Source organism: Clostridium sp. D5 (genome assembly GCF_000190355.1).
GTDB classification, from domain to species: Bacteria; Bacillota; Clostridia; order Lachnospirales; family Lachnospiraceae; genus Faecalicatena; species Faecalicatena fissicatena_A.
Map to the genome: position 1 here is coordinate 941,386 of NZ_GL870809.1, position 17,885 is coordinate 959,270.

10 protein-coding genes are annotated in these 17,885 nt (G+C 48.4%); all 10 read left to right on the forward strand.

The genetic code is table 11. The annotated features are described in order from the left end of the window. The first annotated feature begins 3 nt into the window (after nt 1-3). Nucleotides 4-831, forward strand: a complete 828-nt coding sequence (locus tag HMPREF0240_RS04075; protein WP_009002180.1) for a carbohydrate ABC transporter permease — start codon at nt 4-6, stop codon at nt 829-831. 85 nt (nt 832-916) lie between these two features. Then, nucleotides 917-1,966: a uroporphyrinogen decarboxylase family protein gene (locus HMPREF0240_RS04080; RefSeq protein WP_009002181.1), complete on the forward strand. Its 1,050-nt coding sequence runs from the start codon at nt 917-919 to the stop codon at nt 1,964-1,966. Nucleotides 1,967-2,019: 53 nt separating this feature from the next. After that, nucleotides 2,020-4,083 (forward strand): alpha-amylase family protein, encoded by a 2,064-nt coding sequence (locus tag HMPREF0240_RS04085; RefSeq protein WP_035312349.1) that lies wholly within the window; start codon nt 2,020-2,022, stop codon nt 4,081-4,083. Between the two features lie 66 nt (nt 4,084-4,149). Then, a complete protein-coding gene (locus tag HMPREF0240_RS04090; RefSeq protein ID WP_009002183.1) occupies nt 4,150-7,266 on the forward strand; it encodes an alpha-mannosidase in 3,117 nt (1,038 codons plus the stop codon). Between the two features lie 235 nt (nt 7,267-7,501). Then, the gene (locus tag HMPREF0240_RS04095; RefSeq protein ID WP_009002184.1) at nt 7,502-8,209 is read left to right on the forward strand and encodes a DUF5131 family protein; all 708 of its coding nucleotides are present in this window, start codon (nt 7,502-7,504) and stop codon (nt 8,207-8,209) included. A gap of 93 nt (nt 8,210-8,302) precedes the next feature. Further along, entirely contained in the window at nt 8,303-11,665 is a 3,363-nt protein-coding gene (locus HMPREF0240_RS04100) for a PD-(D/E)XK nuclease family protein (protein ID WP_009002185.1), read from the forward strand. After that, nucleotides 11,643-15,434 carry a helicase-exonuclease AddAB subunit AddA gene (addA, locus tag HMPREF0240_RS04105; RefSeq protein ID WP_009002186.1) on the forward strand — a complete coding sequence of 1,264 codons (3,792 nt, stop codon included), beginning with the start codon at nt 11,643-11,645 and terminating at the stop codon, nt 15,432-15,434. Before HMPREF0240_RS04100 ends, addA begins: the two co-directional genes overlap by 23 nt. A gap of 31 nt (nt 15,435-15,465) precedes the next feature. Next, the gene (locus tag HMPREF0240_RS04110) at nt 15,466-15,750 is read left to right on the forward strand and encodes a DUF1294 domain-containing protein (protein WP_009002187.1); all 285 of its coding nucleotides are present in this window, start codon (nt 15,466-15,468) and stop codon (nt 15,748-15,750) included. 97 nt (nt 15,751-15,847) lie between these two features. Beyond that, the gene (locus HMPREF0240_RS04115; protein ID WP_035312351.1) at nt 15,848-16,681 is read left to right on the forward strand and encodes a GyrI-like domain-containing protein; all 834 of its coding nucleotides are present in this window, start codon (nt 15,848-15,850) and stop codon (nt 16,679-16,681) included. Between the two features lie 122 nt (nt 16,682-16,803). Continuing rightward, nucleotides 16,804-17,352 carry a DUF6144 family protein gene (locus HMPREF0240_RS04120; RefSeq protein ID WP_009002189.1) on the forward strand — a complete coding sequence of 183 codons (549 nt, stop codon included), beginning with the start codon at nt 16,804-16,806 and terminating at the stop codon, nt 17,350-17,352. Nucleotides 17,353-17,885 lie beyond the last annotated feature (533 nt).

Genomic DNA, 17,885 nt, shown 5'->3' on the forward strand with positions numbered 1-17,885 from the left:
GATATGAAAACAAAAGCGCATACCACGAGATGGATATTGTTTGCTGTATTATGTGTTGTATTTGTGATTACGTATCTGCCTATATTCACAATTATTGCCAACAGCTTCCGCAGCGAAGCGGAGATCATGGCCAAAGGATTTTTTGATTCTGTATATACGCTCGATACATATAAGAAACTGCTTTCCAATTCCGAATTTGTAGGATATCTGAAGAACAGCCTGCTTATTTCGGTAGTCAGTGCATTTGCCAATATCTGTATTTCCGCCTTTGCAGGCTATGCAGTTTCTCGTTTTAAAAATAGACTGGTTAACGGGTACTCAAGCCTTTTGCTGCTTTTACAGATGTTCCCGCTGATTCTGTGTGCAGTGCCGCTGTTCATCGTTTTCCGCTCCGTGAATCTGATGAACTCTTACACGAGCATCATTATATTATATACGGCCACTTCACTGCCTTTCACCACATGGATGTTCAGGGGATACTTCGATGAAATACCGGAAGAGATTGAACAGGCTGCATGGATTGACGGCTGCGGGCGTTTCAAGTCTTTCCTGAAAGTCGTGCTGCCGCTGTCAGGGCCTGGTATGGCATCCGTTTCGATTTATTGTTTCCTGCAGGGATGGAATGAATTTTTCCTGGCGAACATTTTCCTGATGGATAATGCCAAACGTACACTTCCGGTGGGAATTTCCATGTTTATCAATCAGTACAGCCGTGATTACGGCCGCCTTTCCTGTGCGGCGGTGCTGGCCATGATACCTACATTTATTTTCTTCCTGGTAGGACAGAAGTATATTGTGGGCGGTGCAATTTCAGGATCGGTCAAAGGATAAGTATTGCGGTGCTTCATTTTTTATCAGGGCATAATGATATTCAGTAAGATTTAAAAAATGATTATTTGTTGAGAGGAGAAATAAAATGACTTCAAAAGAACGTGTCAAGGCAGCCGTAAAATACGGCAATCCAGACAGGGTTCCGGCAGCTTTCGAGGCAGTACCTCCGGTAACTGCCCGTCTGCTGAAAGAGTATGGCTTTTCCAGCGTGGACCAGATCTATGATAAGTTTCAGATTGATATCGCTTCCATCCATTCCCGATATATCGGACCGGAACTGAAAGAGAGCCGGAATGCGAGGGGGGATCTGGTGAGGGAGACCTACTGGAACTATGAAGAAACGATGTACACTACCGATGTGGATACATATTTCACGACGACCCGCTATCCGCTGCAGAACTGCCAGACGATTGCGGATGCAGACAAAATGGCATGGCCGGATCCTGACTGGTTTGATTATGAGCATATCAAACGCCAGTGCGAACACTACAAGGATAAAGCGATTATATTTGGCCATGAAGGTCCTTTTCAGATCGTTACCTTCCTGATCAGTATGGAGGACTTCTTTGTGCTGATGATGGAGGAGCCGGATGTGGCAAAGCACATTCTGAAGCGCATGCTGGATTTTGAACTGGAATATTATGAGCGTACATTGATTGCGGCGGACGGCCAGATTGATTTTATCCGTCCACATGATGATTATGGTACGCAGATCAGTATGCTGTTTTCCATGGATATGTGGAGAGAATTTTTTAAAGAAAACACAAAGAGGCTGGTTAATCTGGCCCATAAGTACGGTGCATTTTACCAGCAGCATTCCTGCGGAGCAATTGCGCCCCTCATACCGGAACTGATTGACTGCGGCGTTGACGTTCTCGAACCTCTTCAGAAGGTGCCGGGCCTTTACCCGGAGGATCTGCAAAGCCACAGAGGGAAGATCTGTTTCCACGGAGGCATTGACACGCAGAATCTTATGCCTCACGGAACACCTGAGCAGGTAGCACATGAGGCGCGGCATTATATGGAGCAGCTGGGGAAGGGCGGAGGATATATCCTGATGTCCAGCCAGGGACTGGAGCCGGATGTGCCGACGGCAAATATTGAGGCCCTTTTTACTGCCGGCAGAGAGATATAATCCGGCAGGGCGTACTTGAATCAATTGCGGATATGAAAGGAGAAATAAAAAGTATGTGGATAGAAGGTAATTACAGACGTATGTTTTTGGATATGCATATTGCGGATGACAAACCGGAATATTTGAGCAAGGTGGATCCTGAAAAACTGGTTGGGATGCTGAACGATGCGGGTGCCCAGCAGATTGTTGTCAAATGCCGTACTCACACGGGACTGGCACATTATCCCACGGAGATAGGCCTGATGCACAAGGGCCTCCATGGGCGGGACTATGTGAAGGAAATGATTGAGCTGTGCCACAAAAACGGCATTGCAGTAAAGGCGTATTTTTCACAGAATTATGACAATTATGCCTATGATGCCCATCCGGAATGGCGCATGATTAACGGGAAGGGTCTGACCTCACGGGAGGAGGAAAAGTATACGGCCGAGAGTATGTTCCGCAAAGGACGTTACGGCATCGTTTGCCCGAACAATGAAGAATACCGCAGATACGTGCACGATTGTCTCACAGAGATTACTGAAAATTATGAATTTGAGAGCATTTTTCTGGATATGCCATTCTGGCCGGAAGTATGTTTTTGCCCGAGCTGCCGGAAGAAATATAAAGATGCGACGGGGAAAGATGACCTGCCGCGTGTAGTGGACTGGTCCGATTCTGAGTTCCGGGAATATCAGTACCTGCGTGAAAAGTGGATGGCCGAGTTCTGTGCCCTTAGTACAAAAGCGGTTAAGGATGTACGTCCGGAGGTCACAATTGAACACAATATGTGTGTAAATACTTCACCGTGGCGACACGGTACCAGTGACCTGGTGGGGGAGGAGTGCGACTATATCGGCGGGGACCTGTACGGCGGTATCCTGGAGGAAAGCTTTATCTGTAAGTATTTCCGGAATCTGACGAAGGCACTGCCCTTTGTATATATTACATCCCGCTGTGATCCGGGTCTGCAGAGCCATACGACAACCAAGACCATGGAGGAGTTCCTGCTCCATGCCATGACAGCGCTGGTGCATGACGGTGCACTGTCAATCTGTGACGGAGCGAATCCGGACGGGACTCTTTCGGAAGAGGTATACGCGGTGGGCGGTCCGGTCCAGAGTGCCTGGGCTGTCTCGAAGAACTATGAAAAATATGTGGGAGGCAGGCTGAATACGAACGCATCCATCTGGTTTGCGACCCATTCCAAATATGACTGGGCGGAAAACGGCGATGATGTGTGTGTGGAAGAGGATTATAAGGAGCCGGACAAGAGATTTATCTATGATAAGCTGGATGTCTGCAAGATTCTGCGCACGGAGAATATCCCCTTTGATGTTATTCCCAGCAAGAAGCTCGATGAAATACCGAACAATCTGCTTATTATTTCAGAGGTCGTGAATATCCGTGATGAGGAGATGGAACAGATTGAGAAGTTTGTCAGAGACGGCGGCAATCTTTATCTGTCCGGGCATTTTGGGCATCCGCGCCTGCTGGAGCTGCTTGGTGTGAAGCATCTGGGCCAGACGGAACACAATGTTACCTATATGAGTTATACACCGGAAGGCCAGGAACTGTTCCAGGGATTTTCAGAACAAAGCCCGATGGCGGTCCAGGACAGACAGGAGCTGATCGAAGTGACCGGGGATGCGCAGGTATTGGCCACGATTACGCTTCCTTATACGATGACCGGCAAACGGGAATTCTCTGCCATCCATTCCGACCCGCCGGGAGTTCGGACGGATTTCCCGGCCATGATTCTGGGGAATGTTGGAAAGGGCAGAATCTTATATGCAGCCGCACCGATTGAGCGCAGCAGACCGCTGATGAGCCGGCGTGCTTTTGCCCGCATCATCCGCAGCCTGATGGGAGCGCCGGTGTTCACGTCAGATGCGCCGAGCTATGTAGAGGTAGTGAACTGGGAAAAGAACGGGAAGAATTACTTTGCAGTTCTTAACCAGCAGGAGGAGGCTCCTTATGTTCCAATGAAGGACATCACGGTCACGGTTCCATATCACATCAAAGGCGCACATCTGCTTGAGACGAACGAAGTTCTTCCGGTGGAGTATGAGGGCGGCAGTTCTACGGTATTTCTGCCTAAGCTTGAAGTATTTCTGATGTTCGAGGCTGAAAAATAAAAATCCAAAGATGGATGCCCCGAGGTTAAGAGGGAATGACTGTCATTTGAATTCAAGGGAGGAGCTATGTTTTTTACAATCGAAAAGTTTCAGAAAAGGGTGGAGGAGCTGAAGGCCAGAAGGTATCTGCAGTGCAGGTGCATCGCTCCTTTCGTATCTATGCCGGACGAGGGGGCGGATGATGAAGTACATCTTACCCCGCCGGATAAAATAGAAGGGGAGCCTTTTGGGCTGAACGATACCTTTGTCGGGAGAGACCGCTATCTGTGGCTGGAAAAGGAAGTGCAGATACCGGAAATAAAAGAGGGCTGCCGAGCCGTGGGTTTGTTTGATTTTGGAGAAACGGGGGACTGTTATAACAGTGGGTTTGAATCCCTGCTCTATGTTGACGGCGAACCTTTCCAGGGCGTAGATACCAATCACAGGGAAGTCTTATTTGACGGTCTGGAGGGCAGGACGGTCAGGCTTACGTTTATGCTCTGGACCGGTCTGGAGGGGGGCGGTGTGCACCGGGATTTCTACCATAGAATGAAGGAGGCGGATCTTGGGTACCTGCACAGGAAAGCGGATGAGCTGTATTACTATGGGAAAGCAATTACAGAGACTTTACAGCTGCTGTCTCCGGAGGATGATGACTATATTGAGCTGAAACGGCTGTTTGAAAGAGTACTTGACTATATTGACTGGGATGAAGAATTTTTCTATGAAACCGCGGAGGCTGCCCACGGCGTATTAATGGAAGGGATTGCACGGCTGGAGAAACGCAGCAGGGTGAATATAAATGTAGTGGGACACACCCATATCGATGTGGCATGGTTATGGCGGACGAAGCATACAAGGGAGAAGGCGGTCCGTTCTTTTTCAACAGCGCTTCGAATGATGGACAGATATGAAGAATTTACGTTTCTTCAGACACAGCCGCAGCTGTATCAGTATATAAAACAGGACCAGCCCGCTCTGTATGAGAAGATAAAAGAAAAAATAAAAGACGGCAGATGGGAACCGGATGGCGGTATGTGGGTAGAAGCAGACTGCAATATCCCTTCGGGAGAGTCACTGGTAAGGCAGTTTTTATACGGAATCCGCTTTATGGAACAGGAGTTTGGAAAGAAATGCGGATACCTCTGGCTGCCTGATGTATTTGGCTATAGCTGGGCACTTCCGCAGATTTTGAAGCAATGCCGTATTGAGACATTTATGACGACTAAAATCAGCTGGAATCAGTTTAATACGATACCGGATGATGTCTTCTGGTGGAGGGGAATTGACGGCAGCGAGATACTGACCTATTTTGTCAACACACCGGAAGCGGGGCGGGAGCTGGATACGAGATATTCGACTTACAGCGGGATGATGGATCCGCGTACGGCAGCGGGGAGCTGGAAGAAGTTCAGGAATAAAGATTTAAGTAAGAATACATTGATCTCTTATGGCTATGGAGATGGGGGCGGCGGAGTGACCCGGGATATGCTGGAAATGCGCAGGGCCATGGACAGACTGCCCGGACTGCCCTGGGTCAAGCCCGTGAAAGCCGGGGAGTTCTTCCAAAATCTTCATGAGGATATGGAAAACAGTGATGAATATGTACATACATGGGATGGGGAGCTCTATCTGGAGTATCACCGGGGCACGTATACATCGCAGGCCTATAATAAGAAGACAAACCGCCATATGGAGCAGGAATTGGCCCGGACGGAATGGCTGGCATCTGTTTCCTTTGCAAAAGGCGGCGGATATCCGCATCAGGTAATAGACGCGTGCTGGCGTGAGGTTCTGCTGCTGCAGTTCCATGATATTATTCCGGGTTCTTCTATCGGGGAAGTCTATCAGGATTCAAAGATATCCTATGGCATGGCAGAAAAAGCTGCTGATGGAGTTAAGAAGGAAGCGTTTGAGAATCTTATGCGTGCGGGGGAGAATTGTTTTGGGATATATACGGTAAACAGTTTTAGCGGAAAGGAACTGGTGCAGGTGCCGGTGAGTCAGGCCGGATATTTTGCGGATGCCGGCGGAACAGAGCTGGAGGCACAGCGTACGGATGCAGGGTATGAAGTGCTTGTGGATTTACAGCCGTTTTCTATGCAGAATATTACTTTTGTGCCGGGAGATTTTGTGCCGGTAGAACAGGTGGTTTTGGAACAAAAATCAGTATTTAAAACAGGTACGAATTGTATCCAAACTCCATTTTATATTATCGAATGGAATGAAGCCGGTCAGCTGGTAAAACTTTTTGACAGGGAAAACGGCCGGATGGTTTTAAAAGATGGTGAAAAGGGCAATGTTCTGGAGATTTATGAGGATAAGCCGCTAAAATACGATGCCTGGGATATTGACATCTACCATACCCGTAAAATGGAGACTATAGAGAGATGCGGGGAAAAGACGGTAATCGAAGAGGGACCGCTGAAGGCTGTGATTCGTTTTGTACATAGCTATCACAAATCAGAGATTACGCAGGATATGGTGGTATACCGGGATTCCAGGAGGATTGATTTTGTAACACATGTGGACTGGCGGGAGGACCACAAGCTGTTAAAAACTGCATTCTATACGGATATCAGGGCGGTGAAAGCAACGTATGACATACAGTTCGGGCATGTGGAACGTCCGACGCATTGGAATACGAGCTGGGACTGGGCGAGGTTTGAGGTCTGCGGACACAAGTGGGCTGATCTTTCAGAAGAGGATTATGGAGCCGCACTGCTAAATGACAGCAAATATGGGTACAGTATCAAGGATAGTATTATGCGGCTGAGCCTTTTAAAAAGCGCTAAATTCCCGGATACGTCTGCTGACATGGGGGAGCATGATTTTACCTACTCGTTTCTTCCACATACAGGCAGGGCACAGGACGGCGGCGTGATTGAGGCGGCAAACGCCCTGAATCTGCCGGCACAGACAATGCCAGGGACCTTTACTGATATCCGCCGGCTTGTCAAAGTATCGGACGATGGCGTACAGATTGATGCAGTTAAGAAGGCGGAGGATGAGGAATGCCTGGTTGTCAGGATGCATGAATGCCGCGGCGGAAGGCATAGAGTAAGGCTGTCTTCTGATTATTGCGTGCAAAAGATCGTCCCCTGCAATCTGCTGGAGGAAGATACCGGATGCGCGCAGGAAGGCGGTGCAGCAGAATTTGTGATAAAGCCGTTTGAGATTATGAACTGGAAGATCTATTTATAAGGAGACAGGAAACAGGGCCGGGAGGATGACTTCCGGCCCTGTTTGGCGTGCATCGGGGCGGGATCTTCACTTGCTCACTGCCGCACTTCGCAGGCGTAAGTTTCTCCAGCGAAACTCTTTCCAGTGGCAATTGTTTTGCAAAGGCTTTATAATATATTTGCAGAGATATGAAACCGGGAGAAGAAATCGGGTATTCCTGCTCTAATTATTCTGGGAAATAACAGGAGGCAGTTTGATGGCAATTTGGAATCCGTGGCGGGGGTGCCACAGGCAGAGTGAGGGATGCAGATATTGTTACATCCATAAGGGAGATGCCAGAAAAGGGATCGATACGGATCAGATCGTACGGACAGAAAAGTTTTATGCGCCGGTTGAAAAGAAGACGTCCGGCGATTATAAGATAAAACCAGGGCAGACGGTCTACGTCTGTTTTTCGTCGGATTTTCTGCTGGAGGATGCAGACGAATGGCGCGGAGAATGCTGGGACATGATTCGGGAGCGGCAGGATCTGCATTTTCTGTTTCTGACGAAGCGGATTGACCGCTTTATGCAGTGTATTCCGAAAGACTGGGGAGATGGATATGAAAATGTTACGGTGGGATGTACCATAGAAAATCAGGAAATGGCCGATGCCAGGCTTGCAGTATTTTCTGAGCTTCCCATAAAACACAGGAACATCATCTGCCAGCCGCTGATCGGAGCCATAGAGCTGGAGCAGCACCTGAAAGGAGTGGAGCTGGTAGTCGCGGGCGGAGAATCCGACAAAAATGCACGGCCGCTGGATTATGAGTGGGTCCTTTCTCTGAGGGAGCAGTGTATCCGGACTGGGACACATTTTGAATTCCGACAGTGTGGGACCTATTTCATCAAAGATGGGAAGCAGTATAAACTGGCCGTAAAAGACCTGGGGAGCCAGGCCAGGAAAGCTGGAATCAATGTATAGGTCCAAAGGGGTCAGACCCCGTTGGCACAGGGGTCTGACCCCTTTGAACGTAGAGATATGAATACGTTTCTTTAGAAACAGTGGGAGGTATTAATGGCATTACAATTTATTTTTGGGAATTCCGGTGCGGGAAAATCCCATTATTTATATGAGACAGTGATTGAAGATTCCATGAAGCATCCGGATATGAATTATCTGGTTCTTGTTCCTGAACAGTTCACGATGCAGACCCAGAAGGATCTGTGCATGCTGCATCCGCGGCATGGGATTATGAATATTGATGTTCTGAGCTTCGGGCGGCTTGCGCATCGGATTTTTGAGGAGACCGGGCAGGATACGAAGCGTGTCCTGGATGATGAGGGGAAAAATCTGATTCTGCGGAAGATCGCCGGGGACTATGAAAATGAACTGAAGGTACTGCGGGGGAATCTGAAGAAGCAGGGGTATATCAGCGAGGTGAAGTCCGTGATCTCTGAGTTTACCCAGTATGGAATTGGTTTTGAAAAGCTGGATGAGTTTATGGAGGGACTGGCACCGGAAAGCTATCTGTATTATAAGCTGCAGGATATCCGCAGGGTGTATGAGGGATTTGAAAATTATCTTGCGGACAAGTATATCACGAAAGAAGAACTGCTGGATGTGCTCAGCGATGCGGTGCCGCACTCGGAGCTTTTGAAAAACAGTGTCGTGGTGCTGGATGGCTTTACCGGCTTTACTCCGGTACAGAATAAGCTGCTGGGAGAACTGATGCGGGTGTGCAGAAACGTAGTGGTTACCGCGGTGATGGATTCAAGGGAGGACCCTTATGTATATAAACATCCCTATCAGCTGTTTGCACTGAGCCGGCAGATGGTAACGAGCCTTGTGCAGACCGCACGGGAGAACCGGGCCCAGGTGGAAGAAGCAGTCTGCCTGTACAGCAGGCCGTTTTACCGGTTCAAAGATAACGAGGTGCTGGGATTTTTGGAAGCGGAGCTTTTCCGTTATTCAAAAAAACAGTATGAAAGGGAGCAGGATGTACTTTCTGTACATGTGGTGCGCAATCCAAAACAGGAGGCCGAATATGTGGCGTCCGGTATCCGGCACCTGGTCCGGGAAAAGGGGCTCAGGTACCGGGATATTGCGGTAATCGCAAGTGATATGGATGCCTATGCGGTCTGCATGGAAAAAGCATGCGATACCTATGGCATTCCCATCTTTATGGATCATAAAAAAAGCATCCTGCTCAATGCATTCGTGGAATATGTGAGAAGCCTGCTCGCAATGGCGGAACAGAACTTTTCCTATGAAAGTGTGTTCCGTTATCTGCGCACGGGGATGGCGGGATTCACCCGCCGGGAAATCGATCAGATGGAGAATTATGTGCTGGCGCTGGGGCTGAAGGGTTATAAAAAATGGCAGGCTGCCTGGGTGCGGCGTACATCCGGTATGGAGGAAGAGGCGCTGTCCGAATTAAACGGCCTCAGAGTCCGTTTTGTTGAACAGCTGGATGCCCTCGTATACGTTCTGAAGCAGCCAAGTAAGACCGTGAAGGACGTGACGGCTGCGGTATATGATTTTCTGGCAAAGCAGCAGGCACAGGTCCGCCTGAAAGAGATGGAAGTCCGTTTCCAGGAGCAGGGAGAGCTGGCACTTGCGAAAGAGTATGCACAGGTATACCGCATCACGATTGAGCTGTTTGATAAATTTGTTGAACTGCTGGGAGATGAGCGGATCTCTCTGAAAGAATACTGCGAGCTGCTGGATGCGGGAATGGAGGAGGCAAAGGTAGGAGTGATTCCGCCGAGCCTTGACCAGGTAGTGATCGGTGACGTGGAGAGAACCCGTCTGAAAGACATCAAGGCGCTCTTCTTTGTGGGGGCAAATGATACACTTCTTCCCGGCAGTCTGGGGCAGGGAGGCCTCTTGTCTGAGCGGGACAGAGAGCAGTTTGCGGGGCAGAAGATCAGCCTGTCTCCCGGGGCAAAGGAAAAGACCTATATCCAGAAGTTTTATTTATATATGAATCTGACAAAACCGACGAAATATCTGTCCATCTCATTCAGCAGAGTTTCCGCGGAGGGAAAAACACTCAGGCCCGCTTATCTGGTGCAGGACCTGCGGAGGCTTTTTCCGCTGCTTAAGATAAGGGATGAAGAGACAAAAGGACTGGCACAGACAGAGCTGACCGAAAAAACGGCCATGAACTATCTGGTGCAGGGGCTTAGGGAACGGGCCTTGGGCGTAAATGAGGAGTGGAAAGAACTATATACCTGGTACGTAAAACATGCAGCCGGAACGGAAAAGATACTGGATGCTGCATTTTTCAAAAAAACTCCGGAGCGCCTTACAAAAACGGCCGCAGAGATGATGTACGGAGATGCCTCCCGTTTCAGCGTAACGAGGCTGGAGCGGTTCGCCTCCTGTGCCTATGCACATTTCCTGACCTACGGGCTTCGGCTTTCGGATCGGGAAGCGTACCAGTTTGAGGCCATGGACCTGGGAAATATAGCCCACCAGTCTATGGAACGATTTGCAAAAAAGGCAGACATCAATCAGGTATCCTGGATCGGGATGCCGGAGGAAATGCGCGCACAGCTGATTGAAGAGAGTGTGGAGGAGAGCATCGTGGACTACGGAAATACCGTTCTTTACAGCACCGCGCGAAACGAATATATGATTACCCGTATTAAGAAGCTGATCCACCGCTCCGTGTGGGCGCTGACAGAACAGCTCAGAAAAGGGGACTTTGTGCCGAGCGGCTATGAGATGAAGTTCGGCAGCGGAAAGATCGACAGAATCGACACCTGTGAAGATGAGGAAAAGATCTATGTTAAGGTTACAGACTATAAAACAGGATCCAGGAGCTTCGACATCACGGCCTTTTACCACGGACTCCAAATGCAGCTGCCAGTATATCTGAACGCCGCTATGGATATGGAACAGAAAAAACATCCCGGACAGGAAATTCAGCCCGCAGGCATTTTTTATTACCGCATGAAAGATCCGATTGTGGAAAAAGAGAAAAATGAAGCCCTGCTGGAGGAAAAACTTTTGAAGGAATTGAAACTGGACGGGCTTGTAAATGCGGATGAGGCCGTGATACAGCATCTGGAGAGAGGGCTGACGGGAAACTCCAGCCTCATACCGGTAGGGAAAAACAAAGACGGCAGTCTGAACCGATATTCCAGAGTGCTTGCCCCCGATGATTTCCGCACCCTTCTGGCATACACCAAAAAGAAAGAGCGGGAACTCAAAGAAAGGATTCTGTCCGGCGAGACGCGGGCGTGGCCTTATGAACTGGGTACAGAGACGGGATGCGATTATTGTGCATACCGGGATATCTGTGGTTTTGACGACCGCCTTGAAGGATGCGAGTACCAGCACATGGACAAACTGGACCGGGATGAGGCCGTGGAGAGGATGAGACAAAATGGAAAGGAGCAGCAGGGCGATGAGCGTAAAATGGACCAGTGAGCAGCAGAAAGTAATTGACTTGAGAGAAAGGAATATTCTGGTTTCAGCGGCGGCAGGCTCCGGAAAGACTGCGGTTCTTGTTGAGCGTATTATCCAGATGCTGACAGATCCCAAAAAACCGGCGGATGTGGACCGGCTTCTGATTGTGACTTTTACGGAGGCCGCGGCGGCAGAGATGAAGGAGCGTATCCGGGAGGCGATTGAGAAGTCACTGGAAGAGCGCCCGGAGGATGTGCACCTGCAGAGGCAGGCAACGCTGATTCACAGCGCGCAGATAACTACCATACACAGTTTCTGTCTGTCTGTCATCCGTGAACACTTTCATGTGCTGGATATTGATCCGGGATTCCGTATTGCAGAAGAGGGAGAACTAAAGCTCCTCAAGCAGGATGTTCTCGATGAATTATTGGAAGCATGCTATGTAAATGCAGACACACCGTTTCTGGAATTTGTGGAGAAATTCGGTACGGGAAGAAATGATAAGAAGATCGAGGAAATTATCTTAAAGCTGTATGAATATTCCAGAAGTTATCCACAGCCGGATGTATGGCTGGATGAATGTGCCAGGAGCTATAGAGTGGGGCAGGAGGCATGCCGGGATGGAGAAACAGATACCGGTAGTTTAAGCATAACGGAGGAAACTGAGAAAGCAGAATCTGCCGGACCGGCAGGAGGGGATGCTCCATGTGCCTGCAGTGAGCCGGCCTGCATGGAGCGCGTAAAAGTGCTGGTCCGGCAGAAAACGGAGGACATGCTTTGGATTCTGCAAGAGGGGATGAGAATCTGTGATCTGCCGGACGGCCCTTATATGTATGGTGAAATGCTGGATTCAGACAAAGCGGCTCTGGAAAACCTGGTGAGGCAGGAAACCTTTGAAGGCATGTACCAGTCCGTACAGGGGATTGCCTGGAAACGCCTTTCTGCAAAGAAAGACGAGTCCGTGGATGTGGAAAAAAGAGACCAGGTGAAGGCGCTGCGTGAAAAAGTCAAGAAAATGGTGAAGGATATCACTGGTATGTACTTTTACGAGGAGCCGGAGGAAATCCTGAAGGACATGAAGGAATCCGCGGTGTCCATGCAGGTGCTGATAGATCTGGTCAAACAGTTTGGGGAAGCATTTTCCGGGAAAAAGCAGAGCAAAAATATGATTGACTTCAATGATATGGAACAGTTTGCCCTGCGGATTCTCACTGTGGAAGAGGATGGGAAGCTTGTCCCCTCGCTGTCAGCGGCCGAGTATCAGGATCAGTTTCTGGAGGTGATGATTGATGAATACCAGGACAGCAACCTGATTCAGGAAGCAATTCTGACCAGCGTCTCTACGGTAAGCAGAGGCAGAAACAATATATTCATGGTGGGGGATGTAAAACAAAGTATTTACAGATTCCGGCTCTCAAGACCGGAACTGTTTATGGAGAAATATGACACTTACAGCCAGGAAGACAGCGACAGGCAGCGGATAGACCTGCACAGGAATTTCCGGAGCAGAGACGAGGTGCTTGGGAGTGTCAACTTTATATTTGAGCAGATTATGCGAAAAGAGCTGGGCGGCATTCTCTATGACGAACAGGCCGCGCTGTATCCAGGAGCCTCCTATGAGCCGCAGCTGGACGAACAGGGAAAAAGCATCAATCAGGCGGAACTGATTCTGGTGGATACATCGGATGATCACGAAGCCGGGGAGAGCAGTCAGACAGGAGAAGACAAGGCCGCTGATGCAGGTGCAGAAGAGGGCCGCACAACAGAGACTCAGGCGGCCAGGCCCTCGGCGGGAACGGGAAGAGAGCGTGAAGCGCGGGCTGTGGCACGGAGAATAAAAGAACTTCTGAAGTACGGCCGGGTGCTGGATAAGGCTTCCGGGACCTATCGGGCCCCCCGATACAAAGACATGGTGATTCTGACCAGGAGCATCAAAGGCTGGGCGGATGTTTTTGCCGCCGTACTGGGGGAAGAGGGGATACCGGCCTATGCCGGCAGCCGAGAGGGGTATTTCGAGACATACGAGGTAAGCGTTCTGCTGGATTACCTGAGAATCCTGGATAATTTTATGCAGGAGCTGCCCCTGACCGCTGTGCTGACGTCCCCCTTTGCAGGGCTGAACGTACAGCAGCTGGCTGATATCCGCAATGCATTTCCCGGCATACCGTTCTACGAAGCGGTTCAAAAATATGCGGATGCCGCGGAAGGCGGGGGCGTTCTGCAGAGGCTCCTGCGGGAATTTCTGCAGGAACTGGAACACTTCCGGGAAATGGTTCCCTACACGGCCATTCATGAACTGCTGTGGCATATCATAGAAGATACCGGCTATGGCCTCTATATCGCATCCATGCCCGGAGGGGCGCAGCGCGAGGCAAATGTGGAAATGCTGGTGGAAAAGGCCTCAGCGTTTGAGGGCACAAGCTATAAAGGACTATTTAACTTTGTACGTTATATTGAGCAGTTAAAAAAATATGATGTGGATTATGGCGAGGCAAATATCGCGGATGAGCAGTCGGATACGGTGCGTATTATGTCGATCCACAAGAGTAAGGGCCTGGAGTTTCCGATTGTGTTTGTGTGTGGTATGGGCAAACAGTTCAATACCCAGGACACCAAAGGGAGTATTGTAATTCATCCCGAGTGGGGCGTGGGCATTGATGCGATCGATCTGGAAAAAAGAACCAGGATTCCTACTATATTAAAGAAAGTCATCCAGGAGGAAATCACCAGAGAAAATCTGGGGGAGGAACTTCGGGTGCTTTATGTGGCACTGACCAGAGCGAAGGAAAAACTGATCATGACCGGCGAACTGCCACACGCCCTGGAAGTGCTGGAACAAAACGGGGCAGGCCAGACAACGGGAGGAAGGAAAGAACCTCTTCCCTATTATGTGCTTTCCGGTGCACGTACTTATCTGGACTGGCTGCTGCCTCTGATCCCGCGGCTGACGGAGCAGATTCCGCTGGAGGTTCTGGTCGCAGACTGTTTTGCAGAGGAAGCCGCAGAAACGGCCGGGCAGCAGGCAGAAAGCCTGGCACGGGATGTACTGGAGCACTGGAATACGGAAAATATCTATGACAAAGAGCTTCGTGAGAGCCTGCCCGGGCAGCTGGAATATAAGTATCCATATGAACAGGAGGGGAAATTAAAACTAAAGTTCACGGTATCCGAGCTGAAAAAGCGCGCCTACCTGTCGGAAGAATCCGGGGAGGAGCTGTACGAAGAACCGGAGGTAGTGCCTCTTCTGCCCGAATTTCTGAAGGAAGAAATCGAGCTGACAGGAGCATCAAGGGGAAGCGCCTACCATAAACTGCTGGAGCTGTTGGATTTTTCCGTACAATACGACGAAATTGCACTGGAAAAAGAGATCGTCCGACTGCAGGCAGAAGGAAAACTCTCTGACGATATGGCAGAGTGCATCCGTATCCGTGATATACTCGCCTTTTTACACTGCGAAAGCGGACAGCGCATGCACAGGGCGGCGCAGAAACAGCTTCTAAAAAAAGAGCAGCCCTTTGTTCTGGGAGTGGACGCACGGGAAATATATCCGGGGGAAGACAGTGCAGAGACAATTCTGGTTCAGGGAATCATAGATGTATATTTTGAGGAGGATGAGGAGCTGGTTGTGCTGGACTACAAGACGGATAAGGTAAGGACAGCCCGGGATCTCCAGGAAAAATATCACTCCCAGCTGGACTACTATGCACAGGCGCTGGAGCAGCTGACAGAGAAAAAAGTAAAAGAAAAAATCATTTATTCATTTACCCTGGAAGAAGAAATTCAGGTATAAAGCAAAAAAATCAGATTAAGAGGAGTGTGTCATGAAATATACTTACATTATATTACCAATCATTATCATCAACGTTATCACATTCCTTGTATATGGGGAAGATAAGAGAAGGGCGCGTAAAAATAAATGGAGAATCCCGGAAAAAACACTGCTTCTCCTGGCACTGCTGGGAGGAGCCCCGGGGGCATTGGTGGGGATGCAGGTATTCCGGCATAAGACAAGGAAAAACTTGTTTCGGATTGGAGTGCCTTGTATCCTGGTGCTGCAGATTGTGGGGGCGTTGGTTTTGTGGGGGGACGGGGGCGCCTTTCATTAGTTTTTGTGCAAGGGGGAGGGAAAAAATCCACAATTGAAGTATTTTAGAGACGACTTAAAGGTCTGAGTATGATAACGCGATGGACGAATGGAGAGATATGGACAGGAGAAAACTGGTTAATGAGAGTATTGATTATATTATGCAGCATTTAGATGAGGATTTATCGCTTGATACTTTATCTGCCCGATTTTTTGTTTCAAAATACTATTTTGAACGGATGTTTAAGGAAGAAACGGGGGAGAGCATTTATGCTTTTATTAAACGCTGTAAGGTCGACCAAAGTGCAGTAGATATGAAGCTGAATCCGGCGAAAGCAATTACGGATATTGGTTTGGATTACGGGTATAGTTCTTCCAATTATAGTTCTGTGTTTAGAAAGCAGCATAATACTTCCCCTACTTTGTTTAAGCAATCGATCCCAACTCATAGTATGCCGGTTCCTTTTACACCGGAGCGGGTTGCCCGTTTTAAAACGGCGGAGGAATATGCCGCTAATATTGAAATTCAGGAGTTTGGCGACTTTTTTGTGATCTATGAGCGGTTTATTGGGAACTATGTGGATATTGAAAAAAACTGGTATCTGTTTTTAGATAAATACGACGCATATTTGAATGAGAAAACGGTTCTGATAGAGCGCTTTTTTAATGACCCGGCTATTACAAAACCGTCGCTGTGTATTTGCGATATTTGTATGACAGTGGAACAGGATTGTGACCTGGAAAATGTGATGTGGATCAGAGGCGGCAGAGGGATTGTGTACCATTTCGATGGGGATATCAAAGATATTTTTGAGACATTGCAGGGGATTTTCAGCGTTTGGATGCCGGAGAGCGGTTACAGAATGGCAGAGCGGTATGGAATGAATATCTATCATAACATTAACAGGGAGAGTCATAAAGTTGTTATGGATTTATGCATTCCCGTTTCATAAAAGCAAGAATTCAGAAGTCAATAAGTTGTCTTTCTTTCTATAATAAGAAGTGTTAAGAAATGTAACAGTTCAGGCAGGCCTGAACTGTCACTAAGAAATACTTCAGGAGAAAGGAAGATACGATGTTTGATATAAGAAAAATTCAAGAGAAAGTAATTTATGAATCTGTCAAAGCGAAAAGCAATGCAGAAACAGCCGATGAAGTGGTGTATGGCAAGGGACGTGAGGCTAAGGACGAGGAGAATCCTGAGTGGGTGAAGTCTGCCATGAACCGCCTGGAAAGCAAATTTGATCTGGAGACCGCAAAGACAATACGGATGAATTGTCAATGCGGGTACGGCATGGACGAAAAACTTGCCATTGTAAAGGAACTGATGTCAGATGCAGCAAGTATAGAAGAATTTGCGGATTCAGAGAAAGCAAGGGCTGCCGGGCTTTTCTGTAAAGACGGTGAACTTTTTTTACAGTTTGGTTTTTGTCCCTGCCCCATGCTTGCAGAAGTGGAAAGATTAGAGCGCAATACGTGGTGCCAGTGTACTACCGGCTACAGCAAAGTACTTTTTGAAAAGGCGTTTGAATGTAATGCTGATGTGGAGCTGCTGGAAAGTATAAAGATGGGGGATGATAGATGTCTCATGAAAATTACTTTACATAATCCTGTCTGGCAATAAAGCAGTCCGCATGGAGGCTGAGCATCAGTTCGTCAGGTTGCATCGCACAACAGTATTGAAACGGCGGGAGCCGGACGGGGAGAGAATAGCCACAGTAAAGGGCAGGGAAGATGCTTCAAGTTCCCTGCTCTTTTGGTGGTCAATTTTAAAACAGTGTCCAGAATCGGCAAAGAATAATCGCTTTGTCGATTTCCTTTCCCTGAAAATAAAATTTCTTTTCAGACTATCTTTTTACAGCCTTGATTCGTTATACATTAGGTAATTGCGAAACAAGTTCGCAATCTTGATTCAAAACAAGGTAGAAATCGTGCTTTACACGATTTCAGAGATAGAGGGTGATGTTCAAAGATTTTTGACGCACTTTAATAAGCTTAACAGCTTTTGAAGTTGGTAAGTCCTAAGCAATTAGCGGTTTTAAACTGCGAATATATTCGTGATGTTTGATTTTATCAGCAAGTACAACTGTTATGAGCTGGGTGATACCGGCAAGGATTAAGTCAGCATGCAGAGTTTTTTTCGTTTGTGTACGTCTT

Coding starts and splice junctions, on each gene's coding strand:
- HMPREF0240_RS04120 (WP_009002189.1), top strand. CDS start 16,804: ATGTTTGATATAAGAAAAATTCAAGAGAAAGTAATTTATGAATCTGTC.
- HMPREF0240_RS04090 (WP_009002183.1), top strand. CDS start 4,150: ATGTTTTTTACAATCGAAAAGTTTCAGAAAAGGGTGGAGGAGCTGAAG.
- addA (WP_009002186.1), top strand. CDS start 11,643: ATGAGCGTAAAATGGACCAGTGAGCAGCAGAAAGTAATTGACTTGAGA.
- HMPREF0240_RS04115 (WP_035312351.1), top strand. CDS start 15,848: ATGGACAGGAGAAAACTGGTTAATGAGAGTATTGATTATATTATGCAG.
- HMPREF0240_RS04075 (WP_009002180.1), top strand. CDS start 4: ATGAAAACAAAAGCGCATACCACGAGATGGATATTGTTTGCTGTATTA.
- HMPREF0240_RS04080 (WP_009002181.1), top strand. CDS start 917: ATGACTTCAAAAGAACGTGTCAAGGCAGCCGTAAAATACGGCAATCCA.
- HMPREF0240_RS04095 (WP_009002184.1), top strand. CDS start 7,502: ATGGCAATTTGGAATCCGTGGCGGGGGTGCCACAGGCAGAGTGAGGGA.
- HMPREF0240_RS04085 (WP_035312349.1), top strand. CDS start 2,020: ATGTGGATAGAAGGTAATTACAGACGTATGTTTTTGGATATGCATATT.
- HMPREF0240_RS04110 (WP_009002187.1), top strand. CDS start 15,466: ATGAAATATACTTACATTATATTACCAATCATTATCATCAACGTTATC.
- HMPREF0240_RS04100 (WP_009002185.1), top strand. CDS start 8,303: ATGGCATTACAATTTATTTTTGGGAATTCCGGTGCGGGAAAATCCCAT.